Origin of the sequence: Bradyrhizobium sp. WBOS07, assembly GCF_024585165.1 — a bacterium.
Lineage (GTDB): Bacteria > Pseudomonadota > Alphaproteobacteria > Rhizobiales > Xanthobacteraceae > Bradyrhizobium > Bradyrhizobium japonicum_B.
Map to the genome: position 1 here is coordinate 1,065,958 of NZ_CP029008.1, position 26,118 is coordinate 1,092,075.

The following is a 26,118-nucleotide window of genomic DNA, read 5'->3' on the forward strand; positions in this document are numbered from 1 at the left end:
CCTCTTCTTTATGGCAACGATCCTAGCTCCGGCGCCAAGTGAGCGGAACTGCGGGGTGCGAATGCCCCACCTCCTAATCGCGCGTTAACGCCGGGGTAACCGGGCCTTAAACAGCGACCGCTAGCGTCTCGGAGGGGCAGGCTGACCGGGCGTTTTGCGTATGGCGTGGGGAAAGAAAAAGGGTGGGCGGAAGGAGCCGCTGTTCGGCTTGCCCGCGGCGCTCGCCGATCTGCGCCTGACCCCGGCGGACCGCGTCCCCGGCGGCGACGATAAGCCGAAGAAATCAGCCAAATCATCTACCAAGCGAAAGAGCGAGGATTCCGGCGACGAGCCGCCGCGCGAGCGCAAGGCAGCTGGCGGCCGCAGCGGCGCCAAGCGCCGCGCGAAGTCACGTGGCAGGTTCGGCCTCGGCCGCCTGGTCTATTGGGGCGCGGTGCTGAGCCTGTGGGGCGGCATCGCGGTGGTCGGCGTCGTGATCTATGTCGGCGCCCATCTGCCGCCGATCCAATCGCTGGAGATTCCCAAGCGCCCGCCGACGATCCAGATCGTCGGCATCGACGGCAGCATGCTGGCGCAGCGCGGCGAGATGGCCGGCGCCAATGTCGCGCTGAAGGACCTGCCGCCTTATCTGCCGAAGGCGTTCATCGCCATCGAGGACCGCCGCTTCTATTCGCATTTCGGCATCGATCCCGTCGGCATCGCGCGCGCCCTCGTCACCAATTTGCTCCATCGCGGCGTCTCGCAGGGCGGCTCGACGCTGACCCAGCAGCTCGCGAAAAACCTGTTCCTGACCCAGGAGCGCACCATCCAGCGCAAGCTGCAGGAGGCGGAGCTCGCGATCTGGCTGGAGCGCAAGCATTCCAAGGACGAGATCCTGGAGCTGTACCTCAACCGCGTCTATTTCGGCTCGGGCGCCTACGGCGTCGAAGCCGCGGCGCAAAAATATTTCGGCAAGTCGGCCAAGAACGTCACGGTCGCCGAAGCGGCAATGCTCGCCGGCCTCGTCAAATCGCCCTCGCGCCTCGCACCGAACCGCAATCCCGAAGGCGCGGAAGCGCGCGCGCAGATCGTGCTCGCGGCGATGGCCGATGCAAAGTTCATCACCGACGCGCAGGCCAAGGCCTCGATCGGCCATCCCTCCTACAACGTGAAACCGGCCGGCGCCGGCACCGTCAACTACGTCGCCGACTGGATCGGCGAAGTGCTGGACGACCTGGTCGGCCAGATCGACGAGAGCATCAAGGTCGAGACCACGATCGATCCGAAGCTGCAAAGCGTGGCGGAAGCCGCCATCATCGACGAGCTCGCGGCCAAGAGCGTGAAGTTCAACGTCAGCCAGGGCGCGCTGGTGGCAATGACGCCCGATGGCGCCGTGCGCGCCATGGTCGGCGGGCGGAACTATTCCGACAGCCAGTACAATCGCGCAGTCACGGCAAAACGCCAGCCGGGCTCCGCGTTCAAGCCGTTCGTGTATCTCACCGCGCTGGAACAGGGCCTGACGCCCGACACGATGCGCCAGGACGCGCCGATCGAAGTCAAGGGCTGGAAGCCTGAGAACTACACCCATGAATATTTCGGCGCAGTGACGCTGACGCAGGCGCTGGCGATGTCGCTCAACACGGTCGCGATCCGTCTCGGCCTCGAGGTCGGGCCGAAGAACGTGGTGCGCACCGCGCACCGGCTCGGCATCTCGTCAAAGCTCGAGCCGAACGCCTCGATCGCGCTCGGCACGTCCGAAGTCTCGATGGTCGAGCTAGTCGGCGCCTACGCGCCGTTCGCCAATGGCGGCTTCGCGGTGGCGCCGCATGTCGTGACGCGGATCAGGACGCAGAGCGGCAAGCTGCTCTACATGCGCCAGCCGGAAGAGCGCAATCCGGTGATCGATCCCCGCTATGTCGGCATGATGAACGCGATGATGCGGGAGACGCTGATCTCGGGCACCGCCAAGAAGGCGGAGATTCCGGGCTGGCCGGCGGCCGGCAAGACCGGCACCAGCCAGGATTATCGCGACGCCTGGTTCATCGGCTACACCGCGAGCCTCGTCACCGGCGTCTGGCTCGGCAACGACGACAATTCACCGACCAAGAAGGCCACCGGCGGCGGCCTGCCGGTGGAAGTCTGGTCGCGCTTCATGAAGACCGCGCACGAAGGCGTGCCAGTGGCCAACTTGCCGAGCGCACCGGGCGGCTGGGGCCTGTCGAACCTCGCGCAGGCGGCATCGCAGGTGTCGCCGCCGACAGCGCCCGCACCGGCAGCGGCCAACAATGGCGGCTATCGCCCGCCGCCGACGCGCGCCAATGCGCGGCCGGAGGCTGCGGCCGGGCTCGATGGCTGGCTGATGGACCGGTTGTTTGGCGGAAATCGATAGTCGCCAGCCGAGGGCATTCGGGCCTCAGAACTAAAAATTGCGAAAACAACCCCATGCACAGTAGCCGGCGATAGCAAAATCAACGGCTTGCGTGGGCAGCGCTGCGAGGAACGAACCTCGCGCTGCGAGCCCGCTGTCATTCCCCGCGAAGGCGGGAAATCCAGTACGCTGCGGCTTTTCGGTTCAATAACGACAGCCTCGGATTACTGGATCGCCCGGTCAAGCCGGGCGATGACACCTGTCAAGACGCTAGCAGCCTCGCTCTAATCCTCGACGCCGTAGCGATGCAGGTCATTGCCATACGTATCGAGCCACTTCTTGGCGCGCTCCATCGACGGGCAGACCTTGCCGCAGACGCGCCAGAACCGCGCCGAATGGTTCATCTCGACGAGATGGGCGACCTCGTGGGCGGCGAGATAGTCCAGCACGAAGGGCGGCGCGAGGATCAGGCGCCAGGAGAACGACAGCGAGCCGGCCGAGGTGCAGGAGCCCCAGCGGCTGGACTGATCGCGGATCGAGAGGCGCTTGACCCTGACACCGAGCTCGGCGGCATAGGCTTCCGACGAGCGTTGCAGATCCTTGCGCGCTTCGCGCTTGAGGAAGTCGCTGACGCGGCGATCGACATGCTCGAGCCCACCGGCGACGCAGAGGATGCGTTCACCGCTATCGCGCAGCTCGGTCCACACCGTGCCGCGCGTGCCGGCGCGATGAACGATGCGATGCGGCGTGCCGCGGAGCGGTATCACCGTGCCCGGCTGGAACGGCGCGGCCTTCGGCAAGCGACCGAGGCGCGCGGCAATCCACGCACCGTGGCGCTGCGCGAAGTCCTTCGCTTCGGCGAGCGTGCCGCGCGGCGGGATGGTGAGGATGGCTTCGCGATCGCTCGGGTGAATTCTGAGCGTGTAACGGCGCGCGCGCCTGTGCCGGCGCAATCGGATGGCAAAAAATTGCGATCCGTGGGTGATGACGAGGGTCTTCGGTTCGTGGGGCCGCCGATAAAGGAGTGCGCGAGTGGCCATGTCTGTCAGTCCGGGGGGCAGGAGGGCGCCCGGATTCTGCCATAACCGCCGCCATGGGAAGCGCTCGGCGCAAAAACAAATCATTTGCCCAATATACAGCGGTCAGGCGTCCGGGAGACCCTACAGACTGGGGTTGGAACCGGCTTTTTTCGCCCTCGCTGGATGCATGCGACACCCCCAAGAGGTGAGCGCTGACTCACTCCTATGAAGCTACCTAAATACCGCGAATCTGGCGGGAACTCAGGCTCGCCGGAGCCGTCAACCAGGCCTGGATTCGCGACGGGAAAGCCGAAAACGCGACTTATTCGGCGGCGCGCGCCTGCAATGAGGACGGATTTGCCGCCGAGACCATGAAATCATGAATCCGCGGCACGATTTCCGACTTGAAGCGCGAGCCGTTGAACACGCCGTAATGTCCGACGCCCTTCTGGACGTAATGAACGCGGCGATGATCGGGGATCGAGCTGCACAAAGTGTGCGTCGCTTCGGTCTGACCAAGACCGGAAATGTCGTCGTTCTCGCCTTCCACCGTCATCAGCGCAACGCGCGTGACCTTGGAGGGATCGACGCGTGTTCCGCGATGGCTCATCTCACCCTTGGGCAGCGAGTGCTTCACGAACACGGTGTCGACCGTCTGCAGGTAATATTCGGCGGAGAGATCCATCACCGCGAGGTATTCGTCGTAGAACTCGCGGTGCTTGTCGACGAGGTCGCCGTCACCCTTCACCAGATTGGCAAAGAGCTGCTTGTGGGCGTCCATGTGCCGGTCGAGATTCATGCTGATGAAGCCGTTGAGCTGCAGGAATCCCGGATAGACGTCGCGCATCATGCCCGGATGCGGGAACGGCACCTTGGTGATGACGTGGTTGCGGAACCAGTCGATGCCGCGCTCCTGCGCAAGGTTGTTCACCGCGGTCGGATTGCGACGGGTGTCGATCGGGCCGCCCATCAGCGTCATTGAGGTCGGCACGAACGGATCGCGCCGCGCTTCCATGATCGAAACCGCGGCGACCACGGGCACCGAGGGCTGGCACACCGCCATGACGTGGGTGTTGCCGCCGAGCACGTGCAGCATCTCGATGACGTAATCGATGTAATCGTCGAGATCGAAGCGGCCGTCGCTGAGCGGAACCATGCGGGCATCGGCCCAGTCGGTGATGTAGACTTCATGCGCCGGCAGGAAGGCCTCGACCGTTCCGCGCAGCAGCGTCGCGTAGTGACCGGACATCGGCGCCACGATCAGCACGCGCGGCTGCGGGCTGCGCAAGGGCCGTGCGAACTTGCGATCGAAGTACAGCAGCCGGCAGAACGGTTTTTCCCAGACCGAGCGGATCTCGACCGGAACGCGGATGCCGTTGACCTCGGTGTCGTTGAGGCCCCATTCCGGCTTGCCGTAGCGGCGCGTGGTGCGCTCGAACAATTCGCAGGCCGCGGCGACCGACTTGCCGACCTCGGTGCGCGCCCAGGGATTGAGCGGATTCTGAAACAGCAGCTTGGTCGCGTCAGTGACGGCACGCGCCGGATTGAGAGAGGCATGCGCCATCTCGTACATCCAGTACATCGGCGTCGTCAGGACCGGACTGCCTTCAGCCGCCAGGGGCGGCGCGCCGCCAAACTCACCAATGGGCATCGCTATATTCCTCTTCGCATCGCAGCATACTGCCGAATGCGTAATATTGCGTCAATGCATGGTTCCGTACATCTACGTAAGCAGATCGGCCAAATCAGGCTGAATCCACGAGAAAGTGACGTTATTCGCCGCCCGACAGCAGCGAGCCGTTCAGCTTGGCGCTGCGTAAAAGGGCAAGGAATGCTGCAAAAGATGCAACCAGAAGGGCCGCGTTGAGGGCCAACGCACCGAGCATCAGATCGGTCCTGAAGGTCTGCTCGATGAGAAGCGCGCGCATCCCTTCGAAGACGTAGGTCGGCGGCAGCGCCCAGGCGACGTATTGCAGCCAGACTGGCAAGACACTGACCGGATAGTAGACACAGGCGAGCGGCAGGATCGCAAACATCAGGGTCCAGACGATGCTCTCCGCGCCGAGGCCGTTGCGCAGCACGAGACCCGACACGAAGATGCCGACCGACCAGCTCGTGAAGATCAGATTGCAGAAGAACGCGATCAGCGGCAGGCCGAGCGCATAGACATTGAAGTGAAACAGGAACAGCGCCAGCAGCGTCATCGGGATCACCCCGATCGCGAGCCGGATCAGGCTCATGACCATCAGCGACAGCAGAAATTCGATCGGCTTGAGCGGGCTCATCATGAGGTTGCCGAGATTGCGCGCCCACATCTCCTCCAGAAACGAGATTGAGAAGCCGAGCTGGCCGCGGAACAGGATGTCCCAAAGGATGACGGCGCCGATCAGCGTGCCGCCGGCGCGCGCGAAGAAATTGGCGTTCTCGGCGATGTAGAGCTGGAGGAAACCCCAGGTGATGACCTGCAGCGCCGGCCAGTACAACAGCTCGAGCAGCCGCGGCCATGACGACAGCAGCAGGTACCAATAGCGCAGGATCATCGCGCCGATGCGATGGATGGAGATGCCGGTGTGGAGGGAGAGCTCGGTCATGGCGGGCTCCCGTAGCCCGGATGGAAACTGTCATCCCGGGGCGCGACATCGTCGCGAGCCCGGGATCCATAACCACAGGATTGAATGTGGCGAAGACCCGTAGTTACCAGTTTCACCTCACAAATGCGGCCTGTGGTTATGGATTCCGGGCTCGCGCTTCGCGCGCCCCGGAATGACAGAGCCCTCACCTCACCGCCTCCTTCGCGCCGTTCACCCGGCCGCGCGCGACGTCGAGGAACACCTCCTCCAGCGTGGTGCGGTTGTAGCGGGCCATGATCGCCGCGGGCGTGTCGTCGTCCTCGATACGGCCGCGCTTCATGATGATGACGCGGTCGCAGAGTCGCTCGACCTCAAACATGTTGTGCGACGCCAAGAGGATGGTGGCGTTGTTGTCCTTGCGATAGCGCTCCAGATGCGCCCGCACCCAGTCGGCGGTGTCAGGGTCGAGCGAGGCGGTCGGCTCGTCCAGCAGCAGGAGCTCGGGCTGGTTGATCAGCGCCTTGGCAAGCGCGACGCGGGTCTTCTGCCCGGCGGACAGCTTGCCGTTGGCGCGATCGATGAAGTCGGTGAGATCGAGATCGTCGGCGAGCTCCCTGATGCGGCCGGCGAGGTTCTTCACCGCATAAAGCTTGCCGAACACGGTGAGATTCTGCCGCACCGTGAGCCGCATCGGCATGTCGACATAGGGGCTTTCGAAGTTCATCCGCCCCAGCACCGCGGCGCTCTCCTCGGGCATCCGATGGCCCAGCACCTGGACGCGGCCGGAGGTCGGCAGCACCAGGCCCATGATCATCGCGATGGTGGTGGTCTTGCCGGCGCCGTTGCCGCCCAGGAGCCCGGTGATGCTGCCGCGCGGCAGCGAAAAGGAGATGTCGTCGACGGCACGGGTCTGCTTGTAGACCTTGACGAGATGATCGACCGCGATCGCCGCGGACGGGCTGCGATCCGCGACAGTCGGCCGGCTTGAAGCCTCGTCATTCTCGGTCATGCTGACCGTTCTTCTGCTATTGCGGCAGGGAGCGCAAGGCTTGTAATCCGGTGGTTCCGCGAGCCCCGCGTTTGTGACTTTGGAAGGCGCCGCCACATTGGCCGACATGACCGAAATTGCCGCTTCGAACTTCCGCCACCCGCAGCGGCATATCCGCCTGGACACGATCCTGCGGCTGCGCTGGCTCGCGGTGCTGGGCCAGCTCGCTGCGATCTTCATCGTGGCGCAGGGGCTGGAATTCGACGTCGAGATCGTCCCCTGCGTCAGCATCATCGCCTTGTCGGCGGCGGTGAACCTGGGGCTCCAGACCGCGGTCAACCCGATGCAGCGGCTGGAGCCGGTGCAGGCGGCCGGCCTGCTCGCGCTGAACATCGTGGAACTGGCCGGCTTGTTGTACTTCACGGGCGGCTTGCAGAACCCGTTCTCGTTCCTGTTCCTCGCGCCGGTGCTGATCTCGGCCACGGCGCTGCCGGCGCGCTTCACCTTCGGCCTCGGCCTGCTCGCGGTCGCCTGCGCCTCGGTGCTGTTCTTCTTCCACCTGCCGCTGCCATGGGATTCAGACGATCCGCTGGTGCTGCCGCCGATCTATCTGGTCGGCGTCTGGCTCTCCATCGCGCTCGCGATCGGCGTCACCAGCCTCTACTCCTTCCAGGTGACCGAGGAGGCGCGCAAGCTCGCGGACGCGCTGGCCGCGACCGAGCTGGTGCTGTCGCGCGAGCAGCATCTGACCCAGCTCGACGGCCTTGCCGCGGCCGCCGCACACGAGCTCGGCACGCCGCTCGCCACGATCTTCCTGATCTCGCGCGAGCTGGAAAAGACGGTGAAGGACGCCAGCATCGCCGCCGACCTGAAGACGCTGCGCGAGCAAACCCAGCGCTGCCGCGACATCCTGAGCAAGATCACCCAGCTCTCCTCCATCGGTGCGCCGTTCGACCGCATGAAGCTGTCGGAGTTGATCGAGGAGGTGGTGGCCCCGCACCGCGATTTCGGCGTCGAGATCAAGGTACGGATCGCGGTCGCCGTCGTGGCCGAGCCGGTCGGCTCCCGCAACCCGGCGATCCTCTACGGCGTCGGCAACATCGTCGAGAACGCGGTCGATTTCGCTCGCACCACCGTCGAGGTGAACGCGTGGTGGAACAAGGACATCATCGACCTCGTGATCTCCGACGACGGTCCCGGCATTCCCCCTGACATCCTGAACCGCATCGGCGAGCCCTATCTGTCGCGGCGGCGAACCGTGGACGAGGGCGGCGGTGAACGACGCGGCCTCGGATTGGGCGTGTTCATCGCGCGCACATTGCTCGAACGCACCGGCGCCAAGGTCTCGTTTACCAACCGGACCTTTCCGGAACACGGTGCCGTGGTCCAGATCAGTTGGCCGCGACAACGATTTGAGGCGATTGAGGCTATCGAGACCCTCGAAGAAACAATAGGGTAGGGTATGATCCGGAAGCGTCTTCAGCACGTTTCCGACATGATCATGCTGAAAGCGGGAATCGCTGGCGCGATGAGCATGCACCGCGCTTGTGTCCGCGACCTTGCGTCGCACAACGGGGCCGATCGACTATCGGCGGCCTTGGCACCGCCCGATAGCAAGGCCATATGTCAACGCGTTGGAGAGAGGACGAAACCTTGAACGCCATCGCCGAACTGAACGAACAGGCCGACCGCTCGCTGCTCATCGTGGAGGACGACAAGCCATTCCTGGAGCGCCTATCGCGCGCCATGGAAACGCGCGGCTTCACGGTGACCTCCTGCGATACCGTCTCGGACGGTCTTGCGCAGATCGGCAGGGCTGCGCCCGCATTCGCCGTGGTGGATCTGCGGCTGGGCGACGGCAACGGCCTCGACGTGGTCTCGGCGCTGAAGAAGAAGCGTCCCGATGCGCGCGCGATCGTGCTGACCGGCTACGGCAACATCGCCACCGCCGTCACCGCGGTGAAGATGGGCGCGGTCGATTACCTCTCCAAGCCCGCGGATGCCGACGACGTGGTCGCGGCGCTGCTGTCGACCAATGCGGAGAAATCCGAGCTGCCGGCCAACCCGATGTCGGCGGACCGCGTGCGCTGGGAGCACATCCAGCGCATCTATGAGATGTGCAACCGCAACGTCTCGGAAACGGCGCGCCGGCTCAACATGCACCGGCGTACGCTGCAGCGGATTTTGGCCAAGCGCGCGCCGAGGTAATTCCGGCGCTCACTCCGGAAGCACATGCCTGAAGTCGGTCGACGGCTGAACCTGCCCGGCCTGACGTCGTCTGCCCGATACCGACAAAGCCGGATGCTGGCGTCGTGCGCCCCTGAACCCGACGTTAACCTCAGGCGGCGGATCATCGCGCCGACCTGACGCGTCGAACATTCTCGAGAGAACGATGGTTCAGCCCACGCCGCTGCTTGCATTGCTTTGCATCTGGACGTTACGCACCATTGCCGTCGCTGTCGTCGCCGGAGCGGTAGCCGCACCAGGGCCGGGGCGTGCGCAGCAAATCTCCCCGCCAGTCTGGACGGTACCGGAAGTCGGCGCGCTGCCCGATGACGCTCATGGCCGGCTCGTGCGGCGCGGGCGCGACCTCATCACGGCGACCTACGCCCATATCGGGCCGGAGGTGCCGGACCCTGCCAAGCGTTATGCCGGCAACAATCTCGCCTGCAGCAACTGCCATCTCGAAGCCGGTACGAAAAAATTCGGCCTGCCGATCTTTGGATTGTTCGAGCTCTTCCCGCAATACAGTGCCCGCCTCGGCGCCGAGATCACGATCGAGAATCGTGTGAACTCGTGCATGGCGCGCAGCATGAATGGTCGCGCGCTGCCGCTCGACAGCCCCGAAATGCAAGCCATCGTGGCTTACATCAAATTCCTCTCGTCCGGCGTGCCGGCGGGAAAGGAATTGTCAGGACTCGGCACCGGAGCGATGCCTGAGCTCGATCGCGCGGCCGACCCCGTTCGCGGCAAGGCGATCTATGCGAACGCTTGTCTCTCCTGCCACAACGAGGACGGCTCCGGAATACGCCGCAGCCTGCCGAGCGTCGATCTCGGCTACATGGTGCCGCCGCTCTGGGGCGCCGATAGTTTCAATGACGGTGCCGGCATGGCGCGGCTGATTACGGCGGCGAACTTCCTGCACTTCAACATGCCGCACGGAACGGACTACACGAATCCGCAGCTCACGGTCGAGCAGGCATGGGACGTGGCTGCCTATATGATCTCTCAGCCGCGTCCGAGGAAAGCCGGTCTCGACAAGGACTATCCAGATCTTTCGAAGAAGCCGGTCGATACGCCTTACGGACCGTATGTCGACGGATTCGATCAGCAGCAGCACATGTACGGGCCTTTCGGCCCGATCCGGGCGGCGCAAGCCAAAAAATAGCTGTGATCGGCGACCTCTCGCATCACAAGGACTCCGGCCGCGCTTCGTTCAGCACGCGGCTATTCCCAGAAATCCGCGTGGCCTTGCGGATCCACCAGCCGGTTGATGCGCAAGGCCGCCGCCATCGCGAACCGCACCGTCATCTGCTTGCGGGTGGCGGCAGCGAGCTTGTGCTCCGGCGCCTCGCAATGCAGGTGTGCGCCATAGGCGTCGGCGACGATCAGGCCGGTGTCCTGCGGAAAGATGTCGCACGGCAGGTCCTGCGTGAAGGCGAAGAACAGTCGATCGCAATGGGCGCGGTATTCGTGCCATTTCTGGTCGGCACGCAGATCCTCCACCGACGATTTGATCTCGACGATCCAGATCTCGCCGCGCTCGTTCAGCGCGACCAGATCGGCACGCCGGCCAGAAGGCAGCGGCAATTCGCTGATGCAGGAGAAGCCGAGCGACCGTAAGAGGCGCGACGTGCCGCGCGCGATCGCGAGCGCCGTCTCGGATTGGCGGCGGTCAGGCGGTGGAACGAGGGAGAGGTTGCGAGCGGTGCTATCCATGGGCCGGAGGATAGCCGATTCCGTTTGGGGCGGACACTGTTCGATTGGGGGCGCGCCGTTGCCGCACATTCGGTGTCGTCCCCCGCGAACGCGGGGACCCATAACCACAGGGAGATGTTTTAGCGCGAGTTGACAACTCCGAGTCTTCGCAAAACCACTCCCTGTGGCTATGGATCCCGGATCTGCGCTCCGCTTGTCCGGGACGACAGCTAGGGTGGAGCGACGATCACCCCCTCATTGCTCCGCAAATCGAGCACGCCTTCGATCTGCTCGCCCTCGCGATCCAGAAAGGTCGACAGCAGGATCCTGCTGCCGAAGCGGACTGCGCTGGTCGTCACGGTGACCGGGTCCGCACCGAGATTGAGCGCCACGATCACCGCCTTGCCCTCGGCCTGCCGGCGGTAGATCAGCAGATCGCCTTGCGCGGCGATCGGATCATAATCGCCCGCGACCAGCGGCAGGCAACTCTGCCGCAGGCCGATCAGGCGCTTGTAGAGGTTGAGGATCGAGTGCGCATCGGCTTCGAGAGTGGCGACATTGTCACGCACATGGTGCTCGGGCAGCGGCAGCCATGGCCGAACAGCGGAGAAGCCGGCGAACTCGGAGGCATCCCATTGCATCGGCGTACGGCAGCCGTCGCGGCCGACGCCGATGCCGGGCACGTTCTTCTCGAAGGGATCGCGGACATCCTCCGGCGCGATCGCCACCTGGTGCATCCCGATTTCGTCGCCGTAATAGAGCGTCGGTGTGCCGCGCAGCGTCAGCAGCAACATCGCGGCGACGCGCGCCTGCTCCGTGCCGACGCGGCTCGCAACCCGCGGACGATCGTGATTGCCGAGCACCCAGTTCGGCCAGGCGCCGCGCGGCAGCGCCTTCTCGTAGTCCTCGATGATCTTCTCGATCGAGCGCGCGCTCCAGAAGGTCGAGAGCAGCGCGAAGTTGAACGGCATCTGCGCGCCGGTGAGGTCGTTGCCGTAATAGGCCATCAGACGGTGCAGCGGCAGATAGATCTCGCCGATCAAGACGCGTGCGCGATACGCATCCGTGACGCGGCGCATCTCGGCAATGACATCGTGCACCTCCGGCTGGTCGGTCGAATATTGCGTCAGGATCTTCTCGTTGGGCGGCCGGCCTTCGACGTAGTGCGGGTTCGGCGGATTGTCGCGAAACTCTGCGTCCTTGACGAGGTGCCAGATCACGTCGACGCGAAAGCCGTCGACGCCCTTCTCCAGCCAGAACCGCATCACGTCGTAGATCGCGTTGCGGACGTCCGGATTGCGCCAGTTCAGGTCCGGCTGCTGGGCGAGGAAGGCGTGGTAGTAATATTGACCCGTGGTCTCATCGAACTGCCACGCGCTGCCGCCGAACTCGGACAGCCAATTGTTCGGCACGCCGCCGTCATGCGCGGGATCGCGCCAGATGTACCAGTCGCGCTTGGGATTGTCGCGCGAGGCGCGGCTCTCGACGAACCAGGGATGTTGGTCCGAGGTATGGTTCGGCACGAGATCGAGGATCAGCTTCAGGCCGTTGTCGTGGACTGCCGCGATCAGCGCATCGAAATCGGCCATCGTGCCGAACAGCGGCTCGATGCCGGTATAGTCCGAGATGTCGTAGCCGAAATCGGCCATGGGCGACGGAAAGATCGGCGACAGCCAGATCGCGTCGACACCGAGCGATTTGACATAAGGCAGCCGCCGCAGGATGCCGGCGAGATCGCCGACGCCGTCACCGTTCGAATCCTGAAACGAGCGCGGGTAGATCTGATAGAAGATGCCGTCGCGCCACCAATTCTCGTTGTCGTGAGCCATGCCGGAAGACCACCCAAAATCTGCTTCTCGCGCGGGAGAACGCGACAACAGCGCCCGGGTTCGAATTGGCGGGCCAATTGGGACGGCGATGTGACTATTGTTCCGTGGTCCGGCACGAATCTTTTGCTTGGCGGCCTGGCAAAAATCGGCATTGTGGCGCCATGACCGAGCAAAACGACACGACAGCCAAGGCCGGCGCGATCATCGTCCCCGTGACGCTGTTCGAGCAGAACTGCACCATCATCTGGGACGAGCCGTCCAAGAAGGCCGTGGTGATCGATCCCGGCGGGGACGTACCGAAGATCCTGGACGCGATCAAGCAGACCGGCGTCACCGTGGAGAAGATCTGGCTGACCCACGGCCATATCGACCATGTCGGCGGCGCAGCCGATTTGCGCGACGCGCTGAAGGTGCCGATCGAGGGTCCGCATGAAGCGGACAAATTCCTGCTCGACAACGTGGTCGAAAGCGGCGCGCGCTTCGGCATGACCGGCGTGCGCAACTTCGCGCCGGACCGCTGGCTCGACGAGGGCGACACCGTGTCGATCGGCGATCTCAACTTCGACATTTTGCATTGCCCCGGCCACTCGCCGGGCAGCGTGGTGCTCTTCAACAAGGAGCTGCGCTTTGCCCATGTCGGCGACGTCCTGTTCGCGGGCTCGGTCGGGCGCACCGATTTGCCCGGCGGCAGTCACGCGACCCTGATCGATTCGATCATGACAAAACTGCTGCCGCTCGGCGACGACGTCGGCTTCATCTGCGGCCACGGCGCCGGCTCGAGCATCGGCCAGGAGCGGATGACCAATCCGTTCATCACCGGGGAGATGTGAGCGTCGCGGCAAGCTCCGCCGTCATTCCGGGGCGCGCGACAGCGCGAGCCCGGAATCCATAACCACAGGCAGATGTGGTTGCGGGGACTCGGAGTGACGCTTGCGCGTCTCATTTCGTCCTGTGGCTATGGGTCCCGGGCTCGCGACTACGTCGCGCCCCGGGACGACCCCGCGGGGCTACTTCATCAATCCCGCGGCGGTCAGCGCGCGCGTGATGATCTGGCTGAGATCGAAGCCGCGGGCGCGCTCGCGCTTCGGTTCGACCGGCTGCTCGGCGATCGCAGCGCGGATCGTGCGGGCGAGATGCGGCGCGGGCGAGAGCGCGGGCTTGGCTAAAGGCTTGGCGTCCGCAGCCTTGGTGTCCGCAGGCTTGGCGTCCGCCTTGGCGGCGTCCGCGATCCAGGCGGTGAGGCCGAAGAACTTGGCGATGTGGTAGGACGAGGAAATGCCGGCTTCGATCAGGAACGCGCCTTCAACGCCATAGCGCTGGTCGTTGTCGGCGAGCCCCAGCGGCGTGCCATGCGCCATGTCGGCGATGGCGTAACACTCGACCAGCGTCTCGCCGTCCTTGCCCCACCAGGCCTGCCGCGGATGACCGTCGACGATGGTCTCCGCCATCGGCGCGTCCGGCAGATCGTGGAGATCGAGCCATTGCTTGACGATCTCGTTGGCATTGCCGGGATTGACGGTGCGGTCGGCACTGCCGTGCCACACCGAGATTTTCGGCCAGGGGCCGCGATGATCGGAAGCGTTGCGCACGAGGTCGCCGAGTTCGCGCGCCGGACGCACTGGGGAATGAAACATGCCCTCGAGCGCCTCGCGCAGGTTCGAGGCGATGCCATAGGGTAGTCCCGCGATGACCGCGCCGGCCGCGAAGACCTCCGGATAGGTCGCGAGCATCACCGACGTCATGCCGCCGCCGGCGGACAAGCCGGTGATGAAGACGCGCGCGGGATCGATGCGATGTGCCCCGACCATGTGCGCGATCATCTCGCGAATCGAATGCGCCTCGCCGCTGCCTCGCGCCGTGTCTTCCGGGTTGAACCAGTTGAAGCAGGTATTGCCGTTGTTGATGCGTTGCTGCTCGGGCATCAGAAGCGCGAAGCCATAATGCTGGGCCAGCGTCGACCAGCCGGCGCCAAGATCGTAAGCCGCCGCGGTCTGCCCGCAGCCATGCAGCACGACGACCAGCGCGCGCGGCTTCTGCAATCGCGCCGGCACGAAGGCGAACATGCGCAAGCCGCCGGGATTGTCGCCGAAGCCGGTGACCTCCTGCAACGGGCTCGACGCATCCGCGCCGCGACCGAACTCGGCAAAGCGCAGACCGTCCAGCCTCGGCAGACGTCTCAATAGATCGATATTCTTGGCGAGCGACACGGCAACTTCCTGGTGGGCGACGTTCAACGTCCAGCCAAACCAGATAGTTGCTGCATTGCAAAATAAAAAGACCGTGCGCTGTCAATTCACCGAGAATCACTGGAGATGCTGCGGAAATCAGCACGCATTAACCGCATTGGCGCAACTTCATGCCGAAGCGCGGCGCAGCCACGCCAGAAATGCGGCGCAAATCATGATTAATGTCACAAACAGTCCGAGCGAAGCAGGACCAGCAACATCGACCGCGATGGGGGGAATGGCGCGTTCACGATCAAGGCAGCGACGCCGAACATGAACCGGGCGGCCGCGACGATTCGCCAATCCAGGTACGGTTCGTGCGCTCGTCACCGTCTCCCGCAAGCGATGAGAGGAAGACGAAGCATCTCGCTTCGCTCAACCGCATGCCTGCATTCCGCAGCACGGGACATGGCGCGATTGCGTTTGCCCCCTCCGGCACGTAGCCTTGCCGCATCAACAAACAGAAAATCAAAGCCGGAGAAACGCCATGGCGCGCCTCAAGTTCGGAGCCTTTCTTGCCCCGCATCACCCGATCGGGGAGCATCCGATGCTTCAGTTCCGGCGCGACCTCGACCTCGTCGAGCAGCTCGATGCGCTCGGCTATGACGAGTTCTGGTGCGGCGAGCACCATTCGTCCGGCTGGGAGATGATCGCCTCGCCCGAGATGTTCCTGGCCGCGGCCGGCGAGCGCACCAAGCGGATCAAGCTCGGCACCGGCGTGGTGTCGCTGCCCTATCATCATCCCTACAACGTCGCCCAGCGCATGGTGCAGCTCGACCACATGACCGGCGGCCGCGCCATCTTCGGCTCCGGACCCGGCGCGCTCGCCTCCGACGCCCATACGCTCGGCATCGACCCGATGACGCAGCGCGACCGCCAGGACGAGGCAATCGGCATCATCCGCCGGCTGTTCAACGGCGAGCGCGTCACCGCCAAGAGCGACTGGTTCACCATGAACGATGCCGCGCTGCAGATCCTGCCGTTGCAGGAGGAGATGCCGTTCGTCGTGGCCTCGCAGATCTCTCCGTCGGGCATGACGCTGGCCGGCAAATACGGCATCGGCATCATCTCGCTGGGCTCGATGACGACGCAGGGGCTGATGTCGCTGCAGCAGCAATGGCAGTTCGCCGAGGATGCCGCCAAGAAGCACGGCACCAAGGTGAACCGTGCCGACTGGCGCGTGCTGCTGACCTTCCACATCGCCGAGACCCGCGAGCAGGCGCGCAAGGAGGCCGGCGCCGGGCTGATGCGCTGGCACAACGAATATAATGTCGGCACGCTGCAGCGGCCGGGCCTCACCGCGTTCTCCTCGCCCGACGAGGCCGTGGACAAGACCGCCTTCGTCGAGGGCGCGGCCTCCACCATCGGCACGCCCGACGACCTCGTCAAGACCATCAAGAACGTGATGCAAGTGTCCGGCGGTGTCGGCGCCATCATCGGCTTCGTGCACGACTGGGCCAATCCGGAAGCGACGCGCCGGAGCTGGGACATGGTGGCGCGCTATGTCGTGCCGGAGATCAACGGCTATATCGACGGCCTGCGCAGGTCTCAGAAATTCGTGATCGAGAACCGCGCCATCTTCGAGCGCGCGGGCCAGGCGGTGATGGCCAAGATCATGGAGAACGAGAAGGCCGCCGAGGCGCTCAAGGTGACCGGCCCGGGCCGTGTCGCCATCCCCGCGGTCAACGCCCCGGATCTGCAGAAGGAGGCGGCGAAGCGGTAGTGTGACGATCTCGTGCGCTAGACGACCGCAGCCCATCACGGCCGGATCGTGCTATGTTCGCGGGGCTTGGCTTAACCGGAGCAATCGTCATGTCGATGCAGAATGTGGCCGCAGCGGCGCCCGACTACACCGCGCCCAAGCGCAACGCCCTGACGCACATTCCGGGCGATGAAGGCTGGCCGATCATCGGCAAGACCCTCCAGGTGCTGGCCGATCCCAAAGGCCATGTCGAGGCGAATGGCGTCAAATACGGCCCGGTCTACCGTACCCATGTTTTCGGCGAGACCAATGTCGTGCTGCTCGGGCCTGAGGCCAACGAGCTCGTGATGTTCGACCAGCAGAAGCTGTTCTCCTCGACCCACGGCTGGAACAAGGTGCTCGGCCTGCTGTTTCCGCGCGGATTGATGCTGCTCGATTTCGACGAGCACCGGCTGCACCGCAAGACGCTGTCAGTCGCCTTCAAGTCCGGCCCGATGAAATCCTACCTCGCCGATCTCGACCGCGGCATCGCCGCGCGGGTCGCGCAGTGGAAAGCCAAGCCCGGCGAGATGCAGCTCTACCCGGCGATGAAGCAGCTCACGCTCGATCTCGCCGCAGCCTCGTTCCTCGGCGCCGACATCGGACCGGAGGTCGACGAGATCAACCGCGCCTTCGTCGACATGGTCGCCGCTGCCGTCGCCCCGATCCGCCGCCCCCTGCCCGGCACGCAGATGGCGCGTGGCGTCCAGGGGCGCAAACGCATCGTCGCGTATTTCCGCGAGCAGATTCCGCTGCGGCGCGGCAATCACGGCGGCGACGATCTGTTCTCGCAGCTCTGCCGCGCCACCCACGAGGACGGCGCGCTGCTGACGGAGCAGGACATCATCGACCATATGAGCTTCCTGATGATGGCGGCGCACGACACGCTGACCTCGTCGCTGACCTCCTTCGTCGGCGAGCTCGCCGCCAACCCGGACTGGCAGGACAGGCTGCGCGCGGAAGTTCTCGCGCTCGGGCTGGCGCCCGGCGCGCCCAGCAGTTTCGACGACCTCGAGAAGATGCCGCTGTCGGAGATGGCGTTCAAGGAAGCATTGCGGATCAAGCCGCCGGTGCCCTCGATGCCGCGCCGCGCGATGCGCGATTTCACCTTCAAGGGTTTCACGATTCCCGCCGGCACCGCGGTCGGCGTCAACCCGCTCTATACCCACCATATGAAGGAGATCTGGCCGGAGCCGGACCGCTTCGATCCCATGCGCTTCACCGAGCAGGCCCAGCGCGGCCGCCATCGCTTCGCATGGGTCCCGTTCGGCGGTGGCGCGCATATGTGCCTCGGCCTGCACTTCGCCTACATGCAGGCGAAATGCTTCGCGCGGCACTTTTTGCAGAACATCGAGGTGTCGCTGGAAGAGGGCTACAAGCCGGACTGGCAGATGTGGCCGATCCCGAAGCCGCGCGACGGCTTGCGCGTGCGGGTGAAGGCGATCTAGCGGCCACTCTCGTAGGGTGGGCAAAGGCGCGGAGCGCCGTGCCCACGTTTCGTCGCGATAAGAATGCGTGGGCACGGCGCGCGAAAGGGCGCGCCTTTGCCCACCCTACGGCACCTCACTACGCCCCCTGATCGAACGCCTTGCGCAGGGCCACATAGCCCTGCTGCTGCTGGCTCCAGTTGCGGCCGCCGGTCATGGCGCCGTCGACGACGAGATCGTGGCCGTTGATGAAGCTTGATTCGTCGCTGGCCAGGAATACCGCCGCGTGGGCGATGTCGTCAGGGAGGCCGGCGCGCGGGATCGGTTGCGCGGTCTTATAGACCTCGCGCATCACCGCCGGGGTCTTCTCTGCCGCATCGGTCGAGAGCCCCAGCGCCTTGCCGAAGATGCCGGTCGCGATCGCGCCGGGCGAGATCGAGTTGACCCGCACGTTAGCTTCGCCAAGCTCCATCGCCACGCATTTGGTGAGATGGATCACCGCCGCCTTGGCGGCGCTATAGACCATCGAGGACGAGAAGCCGGCAAGGCGGCCGGCGATGCTGCCATTATTGATGATGCTGCCTGACCCCTGCTTCTTCATGACGGGCGCAGCATGCTTCATGCCGAGCATGACGCTGCGCACCAGCGTCGCCATCGCCGCGTCGAACCGCTCGGCCTCGAGGCCCTCGATGCCGCCGGTCTGCGCCGGCCCGCCGGCATTGTTGAACAGGCAGTCGATCCGGCCGAACTTGTCCACCGCGAGCGCGAGCAGCGCCTGCATCTGCGCTTCGACCGTGACATCGGTCTGGCGGAAGACGCAATTGGACCCGAGCTGCTTTGCCAGCGCCTCGCCTTCCGGTACACGCCGGCCCGCGATCACAATTTTGGCACCTTCGGCAACGAAGACTTCCGCAGTGCGCAATCCGATCCCGCTCGTCGCTCCCGTGATCACCGCAACCTTGCCGTCCAGCCTGCCCATGGAATGTTCCTGTTTTCAAACGATTTGACGCCAAACGGCGAAGCCTGGCCGCCGCCATGGCCGGAGCCGCCACTATTCCTGCCCGCGTCCGCCGAGGCAAGCTATGCTTGCGCGCGCGGCATGCGTAACATTCTGGTGCGCCGCGCGCCTTTCGAATGCCTATCGCAACTGGGCCGCGCATGGGGAAGCTGATCGACGAGTTCCGCAAAGGCTGGCAGGGGACGGCGCCGCCCTCGCTCGGTCTCAGCATCTCCTTTGCCGTCCTCTGCCTGTTGGCCGCGACCCTGGTGCGCTGGGGACTCGCCCATGTGCGCCCCGACATCTACTTCACGCCGTACTTCCCTGCCGTATTCTTTGCCGCTGCACTCGGAGGCTTCCGGATCGGGATCGTCACCGCGCTGGTCGGCGGCGTGCTGGGCGTGGTCGTGAATTTCGGCGATGCCTTTGCCGATCGCGCACGGTTTGCCCTGCTCGCGCTCTATTGGGCGGTCTGCGCGCTCACCATCTGGGGCGTCGAGCACTATCGCACCATGCTGGCGGAGCAGCGCCGGATCTCCAAGCGCCTGATCGAGGAAGAGGAGTATCGCAAGCTGCTGGTCGACGAGCTCCAGCACCGGTTGAAGAACAAGCTGTCGACGGTTCACGCGGTACTGCACCAGGTGCTGCATGACCAGCCACAGGTCTGGGCCCGGGTCGATCCGCGGCTGCGCTCGCTGGCTGCGACCGACGATCTGATCTCGCGGATCGACAAGTCCGGCTGCGACATCCGCGATCTCCTGATCTCGGAGCTCGGGCCTTACGGCCATGTCCGCTTCACCCTCAATGGCGAGCGACTGTTCCTGCCGCCGAGGCTCGCGGTCACGCTGTCGTTGATGTTTCACGAGCTCGCCACCAATGCCGGCAAATATGGTGCGTTCTCCGCACCGCGCGGCCTGTTGCAGGTGTCGTGGACCGTCAGCGACGACCGCCTCACCATCACCTGGGACGAGACCGAGGGGCCGAGCGTGGACAAGGTCTCCGAGCCCGGCTTCGGCACCAAGCTGCTGAAATCGGCCCTGTCGGCGTTCGACGGCAGGACCGAGATCTCCTACCTGAAGACCGGGCTCCATTGCATCATGCAGTGCCGAATTCCGCGAAGCGAATAGCAGCGCGCGCCAGCGAAACTGCATCCGCGCCCTCGCCGGCTTTTCGCAGGCACCGTTGACGCTCTGTTAATGACGATCGTCAGCGCACCCCGCAACGCCGCAAGTTTCCGCCAAAACAGACCCGTATTTCTCCGGACCCCTTAACCAAACTTAAGAGGGAACCGCGGAAGATCGCGGCCATTGCAAAGCGCGCTGAAACAACAAGATTCATGACATCTATGAACGACAACGAATATTCCGGCGCGACTGAAGCCGAGCTCGGTTTCCTCAAGGAAATCGTTAGAATGCTGCCGGCCGGCCTGACCGTGCAGGATGCGGATGGCGAGCTGCTGCTGGTCAACGACGCCGCGGCCGCGCAGCTCGGCATCGACGGCAGCCGTCCTTCACCTGATCTGGCACCGCGCCGCGAGGCCTGTCGCCGCGCCCTGAACGCCGGCCAGGCCGTCGTCACGGAGGAAGCGCTGCACGGCGGCGCCGCGCGCCAGGTGCTGCTCACGACCCATCGTCCCGTTCGCCTCGCCGGACGCGAGCTCCTGATCTCGGCGTCCTCCGACATCACGGAGCAGAAGAATTTCGAGGACCAGCTGTTCCGCTCGGCCTATTTCGACGAGCTGACGGAGCTGCCCTCGCGGCGCGTGATCGAGCATCGCGCCAACAGCCTGCTTGCGGAGAACGGCGGCGGCGTGCGTTTCGCGCTGGCCTTCCTCGACGTCGACAATTTCAAGCATATCAACGACTATTACGGCCACGCCGTCGGCGATGCGCTGCTGGTCGAGCTGTCGAAGCGGCTCGGACGCGACCTGCGCGATTCCGACATGCTGTCGCGCATCTCCGGCGACGAATTCCTGCTGCTGCTGTCGCCGATCCAGAGCGTGGAGGAGGTGGCCGAATTCATACAATCGACGCTGGAGCGGCTGACGGCGCCGTTCTTCATCGACAATTCGGAAGTGTTCGCCTCCACCTCCGTCGGCATCAGCCTCTATCCCGATCACGGAAGCAGCTTCGAGGCGCTGCGCCAGAACGCCGACATCGCGATGTACCGCGTCAAGAACGACGGCAAGGGATCGGCGGCCTTCTTCGACTCCAGCATGGAGCGCGAAGCATTGGCACGGATGAAGATCGAGCAATCGCTGCGACTGGCCATCCTCGAGAAGCGCTTCTGCTGCGCTTTCCAGTCCAAGGTCGACATCCGCACCCAGGCCGTGAAGGGCATCGAGGCCCTGGTACGCCTGCGCGACGACGAGGGCGTGATCCAGGCGCCCGGCTCGTTCATCAATCTCGCCGGCGAGCTCGGCCTGATCGACGAGCTGACCCACCTCGTGCTCGCCGAGATCGTCAAGTCGATCGACGCGATCAACGCGACGTTCGGCGCCGACGCGACCATCAGCATCAACGTCGCCGCCAAGCAGGCCGGCAACCCCGAGTTCATGCGCAGCTTTGCGCGGGCGCTGGAAGAGACCGGCTTTCCGCAGCGCTTCATGATCGAGGTGACAGAAGACGCCTTCGTCGCCAAGAATCATTTCCAGGCCGAGATCCTGCCGATGTTCCGCAAGCTCGGCGTCGGCATCTCGATCGACGATTTCGGCACCGGCTATTCCTCGCTATCGGCGCTGGCCGACATCACCGCGGACGAGATCAAGATCGACCGCTCCTTCATCACCGACATTCACAAGCGTCCGCGCAGCCAGGGCATCCTGCGCGCGATCGAATCCTTGAGCGAAGCGCTCGGCATGACCGTGATCGCAGAAGGCCTCGAATCCTACGAGGAGCTCGCCTATCTCCAGGCCGCGACCAAGATCCGCTACGCGCAGGGCTATTACTTCTCGCGGCCGATCTTCCTGGAGGAGCTGAAGCTCGCAACCCCGCTCTCCAGCGAGGCGCGGGCCAACGTCGCGAGCCGGCCGCACCAGCAGAACCGCCAGGGCTACTCGCGGGCGAGCGGCTATCGGCGGTAGGGGCGCAAGCGCCGCTCCAATCTCGGTGTCGTCGTCCGGCTTGACCGGCGACCCAGTATTCCAGAGCCAGTCGTTGTTGAATCGATAGGCCGCGGCGTACTGGATGCCCCGGTCAAGCCGGGGCATGACAGTGGCGGGTGTGGCCCGCACCTCAACCCCACCATTTCCTCCTTTGAAATTGCTGGCCTTTTGCTAATACACAGGCGGACTTCCCGTGGGATATGTCATGTCCGCTTCGTCCTCGATCAGCAATCCGGCCTATCTCCGCGCGCGCGCGATGGAGACGCTGTTCGAACGGCTGGAAAAGCTTTGCGAGGGCGCCATCGCGATCGACCGCGGCGGGCGGGTCGTCTATGTCAACGAAAAATATCTCGCAGCACTCGGCCTCGATCGCACCAGCGAGGCCATCGGCCGGCCGATCGAGGAAGTCATCCCCAACAGCCTGATGCGGAAGGTGGCCGAGACCGGGGAGCCGATCCTGCTCGATATCATGGAGCTCGGCGGCGAGCAGCTGGTGGTCACGCGGATGCCGATCGAGGACGAGAACGGGACGGTGATCGGCGCGATCGGCTTCGTGCTCTATGACCACCTCGAAAGCCTGAAGCCACTGCTCGCCCGCGTCGCCCAGCTCGAGAGCGATCTGCGCCTGGCGCGCCGGCAATTGTCGAATGCGCGCGCGGCTCGCTTCACCTTCGCCGACTTCGTCGGCACCACGGCCGGCATCACACAGGCCAAGGCGCTGGCAGGCCGCGCCGCGCGGCAGAGCGTCACGGTGCTCCTCACCGGCGAGACCGGGACGGGCAAGGAGATGCTGGCCCAGGCGATCCACAATGCCTCCTCGCGCGCAGACAAGCCGTTCGTCAGCGTCAATGTCGCCGCGATTCCGGAGACGCTGATCGAATCGGAATTCTTCGGCACCGCGCCGGGCGCCTATACCGGCGCCGATCGCAGAGGACGCGAAGGCAAGTTCCGCATCGCCGACGGCGGCACGCTGTTCCTCGACGAGATCGGCGAGATGCCGCTGCAATTGCAGGCCAAGCTGCTGCGCGTGCTGCAGGAGCGCGAGATCGAGCCGCTCGGCTCGGACAAGATCTCCAGGGTCGACGTGCGCGTGGTCGCGGCGACCAATGTGGACCTGCGCAAGCGCGTCAGTGACGGCGCATTCCGGCCAGACCTTTATTATCGGCTGAACGTGCTCTCGATCGACCTGCCGCCGCTGCGCCAATGCCTCGACGATCTCCCTGACATCTGCGCCCGGCTGCTCGAGGACATCAGCGCCTCCGGCGACTACGTCAAGGCGAAGATCACGCCGAGCGCGCTCGCCGCACTCGCACGCTACGACTGGCCCGGCAACGTCCGCGAGCTCCGCAACATCCTGGAGCGCGCGCTGATCCTCAGCGATTCCGGCCGGCTGACCGGTGAGGACGTCGCGCGCATTCTTCCCATCGGCACCGAGGTCAGGCCCGTGCCATCCGAGCGACCGGCCGGCCTCGTCGTGCCCTATGCCGAAGCCGAGGCGGAGTTCGAGAAGCACACGCTCGAACAGGCGCTCGCCGCAAGCAACGGCCAGATCTCCGAGGCCGCCAGGATGCTGCGGATCTCGCGCGCGACCTTCTACAAGAAGCTCGCCAAGTTCGGTCTCGTCTCAGGGCAGGCCTCCGTCTGAGTTTCGAGACACGGACCTGTCCGGAGTCTCGGATTCCTGACACGGTGCCCGGCTACTCTTTCGGCTCCAACCATGCCGCAATTGCCTGGATTCGACAGCCTTTCGCAGGCCAAAGGGACCTGGCGCAAACCTTGCTCGTTGCTGCCCGCTCTCGCGGGAGCACGCTGTTCCAGGGCCGGTCCCTGCGATAGAATCAACACAAAACAATATCGGCATGCGGTCGAAGGATCGGGAGGACCACCGTGAGCCATCATCCAGCTCTGCCCTATTTGCGCAATTCCGAGAAAGGCAAGGTCGTCACGGCGGCCGAAGCGGTCATGCTGATCCGCGACGGCGACACGGTGGCGACCGGCGGCTTCGTCGGCATCGGCTTTGCCGAGGAGATCGCGATCGCACTGGAGGAGCTCTACCTCGCCAATGAGGGCGATGCACCCTATACGCAGGGCAAGCCGCGCAATCTGACGCTGGTCTATGCGGCGGGCCAGGGCGACGGCAAGCTGCGCGGCCTCAACCATTTCGCACATGACGGCCTGGTCCGGCGCGTGATCGGGGGACATTGGGGGCTGGCGCCGAAATTGCAGCAGCTCGCGGTCACCGGCCAGATCGAGGCCTACAACCTGCCGCAGGGCGTCATCACGCATCTGTTCCGCGACATCGCCGCGCACCGGCCCGGCCACATCACCCGCGTCGGCATGGGCACGTTCGTCGACCCCCGGCAGGGCGGCGGCAAGCTGAACGCGCGCACCACCGAGGATCTGGTGGAGCTGATCACGCTGCGCGGCGAGGAGTGCCTGCTCTACAAGACCTTTCCGATCAACGTCGGCATCATCCGCGCCACCACCGGCGATCCCGACGGCAACCTCACGATGGAGAAGGAGGCGCTGACGCTGGAGGCGCTCGCCATTGCCATGGCCGCGCATAATTCCGGCGGCATCGTCATTGCCCAGGTCGAACGGGTGGCGGAGGCCGGCAGCCTCAATCCGCGCCAGGTCAAGATCCCCGGGATCCTGGTCGACTGCGTCGTGGTGGCAAGGCCGGAGAATCACTGGCAGACCTTCGGCACCCAGTACAATCCGGCGTTCTCGAGCGAGATCCGCGTCCGTGCCGCCTCGCTGCCGGTGATGCCGGTCAGCGAGCGCAAGATCATCGCGCGGCGCGCGGCGCTCGAGCTCAAGGCCAACAGCGTCGTCAATCTCGGCATCGGCATGCCCGAGGGGATCGCCTCGATCGCCAACGAGGAGCGGATCATCGACCTCATCACGCTGACGGCGGAGCCCGGCGTGATCGGCGGCATCCCGGCGAGCGGCATCGATTTCGGCGCGGCGATCAACACACAGGCCGTGATCGATCAGCCGTACCAGTTCGACTTCTACGACGGCGGCGGGCTCGATGCCGCCTTCCTCGGGCTCGCCCAGGTCGATCGCGCCGGCAACCTCAACGTCAGCAAATTCGGGCCGAAGCTCGCGGGCGCCGGCGGCTTCATCAACATCAGCCAGAACGCCAAGGAGGTCATCTTCGTCGGCACTTTCGGCGCGGGCAAGCAACGTATTGCGGTGGAGGGCGGGAAGCTCGTCATCGTCGACGAGGCCAAGTCGCGCAAATTCGTAGGCAATGTCGAGCATGTCACCTTCAGCGGCCCGTTCGCCGCCGCCCGCAAGCAGCGCACGCTGTATGTCACCGAGCGCTGCGTGTTCGAGCTCAGGCCCGACGGGATCGAGCTCACCGAGGTCGCCCCCGGCATCGACGTCGAGCGCGACATTCTGCGCCTGATGGATTTCAAGCCGCTGATCCCGCGCGACCCCGCGCTGATGGACGAGCGCATCTTCCGCGAGGGCATGATGGACCTGCGCGAGCGCCTGCTCACCATTCCGCTCGACCAGCGCTTCACGCTGGACGAGCAGCAAAACCTGTTCTTCGTCAATCTGGAGCGCTATCCGCTGCGCAGCAGAGCCGAGATCGACACCATCGCTGCGATCGTCGAGGCCAGGCTCGCGCCGCTCGGCCGCCGGGTCTACGCCATCGTCAATTATGACAATTTTTCCATCCTGCCGGAGCTGATGGACGATTATTCGGCCATGGTGCGCCGCCTCGTCGACCGCTTCTATTCCGGCGTGTCGCGCTACACCACGTCCGGCTTCCTGCGCATCAAGCTCGGCGAAGCCCTGGAGAAGCGCGGCGTCGCGCCGCATATTTTCGAAAGCGCGGAAGAAGCGCAGTCCGACTGGCGCCACGTGGAAGGCGCCGGCACCGCGCGCGCCGTGCAGCAGGCCCAGCCATGATGCATGCTCGCGCGGCTGATCCGCATCGCC

19 protein-coding genes are annotated in these 26,118 nt (G+C 64.8%); 11 read left to right on the forward strand and 8 right to left on the reverse strand.

Annotated features, from left to right (window positions below):
• Positions 1 to 160 precede the first annotated feature (160 nt).
• On the forward strand, positions 161 to 2,368 hold the full coding sequence (locus DCM79_RS05040; RefSeq protein WP_257178919.1) for a transglycosylase domain-containing protein: 2,208 nt from the start codon (positions 161 to 163) through the stop codon (positions 2,366 to 2,368).
• A gap of 263 nt (positions 2,369 to 2,631) precedes the next feature.
• Here DCM79_RS05040 and DCM79_RS05045 read toward each other — a convergent pair whose 3' ends face one another.
• The 4 genes from DCM79_RS05045 to DCM79_RS05060 form a co-directional block, all read right to left on the reverse strand.
• Positions 2,632 to 3,471: a M48 family metallopeptidase gene (locus DCM79_RS05045; RefSeq protein ID WP_257178920.1), complete on the reverse strand. Its 840-nt coding sequence runs from the start codon at positions 3,469 to 3,471 to the stop codon at positions 2,632 to 2,634.
• Between the two features lie 217 nt (positions 3,472 to 3,688).
• Complete coding sequence (locus tag DCM79_RS05050; protein ID WP_257178921.1) at positions 3,689 to 5,017, reverse strand: polyhydroxyalkanoate depolymerase; 1,329 nt, start codon at positions 5,015 to 5,017, stop codon at positions 3,689 to 3,691.
• A gap of 121 nt (positions 5,018 to 5,138) precedes the next feature.
• A complete protein-coding gene (locus DCM79_RS05055; RefSeq protein WP_257178922.1) occupies positions 5,139 to 5,957 on the reverse strand; it encodes an ABC transporter permease in 819 nt (272 codons plus the stop codon).
• Between the two features lie 184 nt (positions 5,958 to 6,141).
• A complete protein-coding gene (locus DCM79_RS05060; RefSeq protein WP_257178923.1) occupies positions 6,142 to 6,945 on the reverse strand; it encodes an ABC transporter ATP-binding protein in 804 nt (267 codons plus the stop codon).
• A 106-nt stretch (positions 6,946 to 7,051) separates the two neighbouring features.
• Between DCM79_RS05060 and DCM79_RS05065 the strand changes: the two genes are divergently transcribed.
• The 3 genes from DCM79_RS05065 (at position 7,052) to DCM79_RS05075 (ending at position 10,312) form a co-directional block, all read left to right on the forward strand.
• On the forward strand, positions 7,052 to 8,383 hold the full coding sequence (locus tag DCM79_RS05065) for an ActS/PrrB/RegB family redox-sensitive histidine kinase (RefSeq protein ID WP_028133773.1): 1,332 nt from the start codon (positions 7,052 to 7,054) through the stop codon (positions 8,381 to 8,383).
• Positions 8,384 to 8,577: 194 nt separating this feature from the next.
• On the forward strand, positions 8,578 to 9,132 hold the full coding sequence (locus DCM79_RS05070; protein ID WP_028133772.1) for an ActR/PrrA/RegA family redox response regulator transcription factor: 555 nt from the start codon (positions 8,578 to 8,580) through the stop codon (positions 9,130 to 9,132).
• 184 nt (positions 9,133 to 9,316) lie between these two features.
• Positions 9,317 to 10,312, forward strand: a complete 996-nt coding sequence (locus DCM79_RS05075; protein WP_257178924.1) for a c-type cytochrome — start codon at positions 9,317 to 9,319, stop codon at positions 10,310 to 10,312.
• A 59-nt stretch (positions 10,313 to 10,371) separates the two neighbouring features.
• Here DCM79_RS05075 and DCM79_RS05080 read toward each other — a convergent pair whose 3' ends face one another.
• Entirely contained in the window at positions 10,372 to 10,863 is a 492-nt protein-coding gene (locus DCM79_RS05080; RefSeq protein WP_257178925.1) for an MmcB family DNA repair protein, read from the reverse strand.
• Positions 10,864 to 11,072: 209 nt separating this feature from the next.
• Positions 11,073 to 12,671 (reverse strand): alpha-amylase family glycosyl hydrolase, encoded by a 1,599-nt coding sequence (locus DCM79_RS05085; RefSeq protein WP_257178926.1) that lies wholly within the window; start codon positions 12,669 to 12,671, stop codon positions 11,073 to 11,075.
• A 161-nt stretch (positions 12,672 to 12,832) separates the two neighbouring features.
• On the opposite strand from DCM79_RS05085, the gene DCM79_RS05090 reads away from it, so the two are divergent.
• A complete protein-coding gene (locus tag DCM79_RS05090; protein ID WP_257178927.1) occupies positions 12,833 to 13,501 on the forward strand; it encodes an MBL fold metallo-hydrolase in 669 nt (222 codons plus the stop codon).
• Between the two features lie 177 nt (positions 13,502 to 13,678).
• On the opposite strand, the gene DCM79_RS05095 is transcribed toward DCM79_RS05090, so the two are convergent.
• Positions 13,679 to 14,878 (reverse strand): PHB depolymerase family esterase, encoded by a 1,200-nt coding sequence (locus DCM79_RS05095; protein ID WP_257178928.1) that lies wholly within the window; start codon positions 14,876 to 14,878, stop codon positions 13,679 to 13,681.
• Between the two features lie 505 nt (positions 14,879 to 15,383).
• Between DCM79_RS05095 and DCM79_RS05100 the strand changes: the two genes are divergently transcribed.
• Both DCM79_RS05100 and DCM79_RS05105 read left to right on the forward strand, forming a co-directional pair.
• Positions 15,384 to 16,619, forward strand: coding sequence for an LLM class flavin-dependent oxidoreductase (locus tag DCM79_RS05100; protein WP_028133767.1), 1,236 nt, complete (start codon positions 15,384 to 15,386; stop codon positions 16,617 to 16,619).
• An 89-nt stretch (positions 16,620 to 16,708) separates the two neighbouring features.
• Positions 16,709 to 18,085, forward strand: coding sequence for a cytochrome P450 (locus DCM79_RS05105; protein WP_257178929.1), 1,377 nt, complete (start codon positions 16,709 to 16,711; stop codon positions 18,083 to 18,085).
• A gap of 118 nt (positions 18,086 to 18,203) precedes the next feature.
• Here DCM79_RS05105 and DCM79_RS05110 read toward each other — a convergent pair whose 3' ends face one another.
• Positions 18,204 to 19,043 (reverse strand): SDR family NAD(P)-dependent oxidoreductase, encoded by an 840-nt coding sequence (locus DCM79_RS05110; RefSeq protein ID WP_257178930.1) that lies wholly within the window; start codon positions 19,041 to 19,043, stop codon positions 18,204 to 18,206.
• Between the two features lie 179 nt (positions 19,044 to 19,222).
• Between DCM79_RS05110 and DCM79_RS05115 the strand changes: the two genes are divergently transcribed.
• The 4 genes from DCM79_RS05115 (at position 19,223) to DCM79_RS05130 (ending at position 26,088) form a co-directional block, all read left to right on the forward strand.
• Positions 19,223 to 20,188 carry a sensor histidine kinase gene (locus DCM79_RS05115; protein WP_257178931.1) on the forward strand — a complete coding sequence of 322 codons (966 nt, stop codon included), beginning with the start codon at positions 19,223 to 19,225 and terminating at the stop codon, positions 20,186 to 20,188.
• Between the two features lie 218 nt (positions 20,189 to 20,406).
• The gene (locus DCM79_RS05120) at positions 20,407 to 22,143 is read left to right on the forward strand and encodes a bifunctional diguanylate cyclase/phosphodiesterase (RefSeq protein WP_257180698.1); all 1,737 of its coding nucleotides are present in this window, start codon (positions 20,407 to 20,409) and stop codon (positions 22,141 to 22,143) included.
• A gap of 226 nt (positions 22,144 to 22,369) precedes the next feature.
• Positions 22,370 to 23,809: a sigma-54-dependent Fis family transcriptional regulator gene (locus tag DCM79_RS05125; protein ID WP_257178932.1), complete on the forward strand. Its 1,440-nt coding sequence runs from the start codon at positions 22,370 to 22,372 to the stop codon at positions 23,807 to 23,809.
• A gap of 242 nt (positions 23,810 to 24,051) precedes the next feature.
• Entirely contained in the window at positions 24,052 to 26,088 is a 2,037-nt protein-coding gene (locus DCM79_RS05130; RefSeq protein WP_257178933.1) for an acyl CoA:acetate/3-ketoacid CoA transferase, read from the forward strand.
• Positions 26,089 to 26,118: the final 30 nt, after the last annotated feature.

Coding starts and splice junctions, on each gene's coding strand:
- DCM79_RS05120 (WP_257180698.1), top strand. CDS start 20,407: ATGAACGACAACGAATATTCCGGCGCGACTGAAGCCGAGCTCGGTTTC.
- DCM79_RS05050 (WP_257178921.1), bottom strand. CDS start 5,017: ATGCCCATTGGTGAGTTTGGCGGCGCGCCGCCCCTGGCGGCTGAAGGC.
- DCM79_RS05045 (WP_257178920.1), bottom strand. CDS start 3,471: ATGATTTGTTTTTGCGCCGAGCGCTTCCCATGGCGGCGGTTATGGCAG.
- DCM79_RS05055 (WP_257178922.1), bottom strand. CDS start 5,957: ATGACCGAGCTCTCCCTCCACACCGGCATCTCCATCCATCGCATCGGC.
- DCM79_RS05060 (WP_257178923.1), bottom strand. CDS start 6,945: ATGACCGAGAATGACGAGGCTTCAAGCCGGCCGACTGTCGCGGATCGC.
- DCM79_RS05110 (WP_257178930.1), bottom strand. CDS start 19,043: ATGGGCAGGCTGGACGGCAAGGTTGCGGTGATCACGGGAGCGACGAGC.
- DCM79_RS05040 (WP_257178919.1), top strand. CDS start 161: ATGGCGTGGGGAAAGAAAAAGGGTGGGCGGAAGGAGCCGCTGTTCGGC.
- DCM79_RS05105 (WP_257178929.1), top strand. CDS start 16,709: ATGTCGATGCAGAATGTGGCCGCAGCGGCGCCCGACTACACCGCGCCC.
- DCM79_RS05085 (WP_257178926.1), bottom strand. CDS start 12,671: ATGGCTCACGACAACGAGAATTGGTGGCGCGACGGCATCTTCTATCAG.
- DCM79_RS05065 (WP_028133773.1), top strand. CDS start 7,052: ATGACCGAAATTGCCGCTTCGAACTTCCGCCACCCGCAGCGGCATATC.
- DCM79_RS05100 (WP_028133767.1), top strand. CDS start 15,384: ATGGCGCGCCTCAAGTTCGGAGCCTTTCTTGCCCCGCATCACCCGATC.
- DCM79_RS05115 (WP_257178931.1), top strand. CDS start 19,223: ATGGGGAAGCTGATCGACGAGTTCCGCAAAGGCTGGCAGGGGACGGCG.
- DCM79_RS05075 (WP_257178924.1), top strand. CDS start 9,317: ATGGTTCAGCCCACGCCGCTGCTTGCATTGCTTTGCATCTGGACGTTA.
- DCM79_RS05090 (WP_257178927.1), top strand. CDS start 12,833: ATGACCGAGCAAAACGACACGACAGCCAAGGCCGGCGCGATCATCGTC.
- DCM79_RS05125 (WP_257178932.1), top strand. CDS start 22,370: ATGTCCGCTTCGTCCTCGATCAGCAATCCGGCCTATCTCCGCGCGCGC.
- DCM79_RS05080 (WP_257178925.1), bottom strand. CDS start 10,863: ATGGATAGCACCGCTCGCAACCTCTCCCTCGTTCCACCGCCTGACCGC.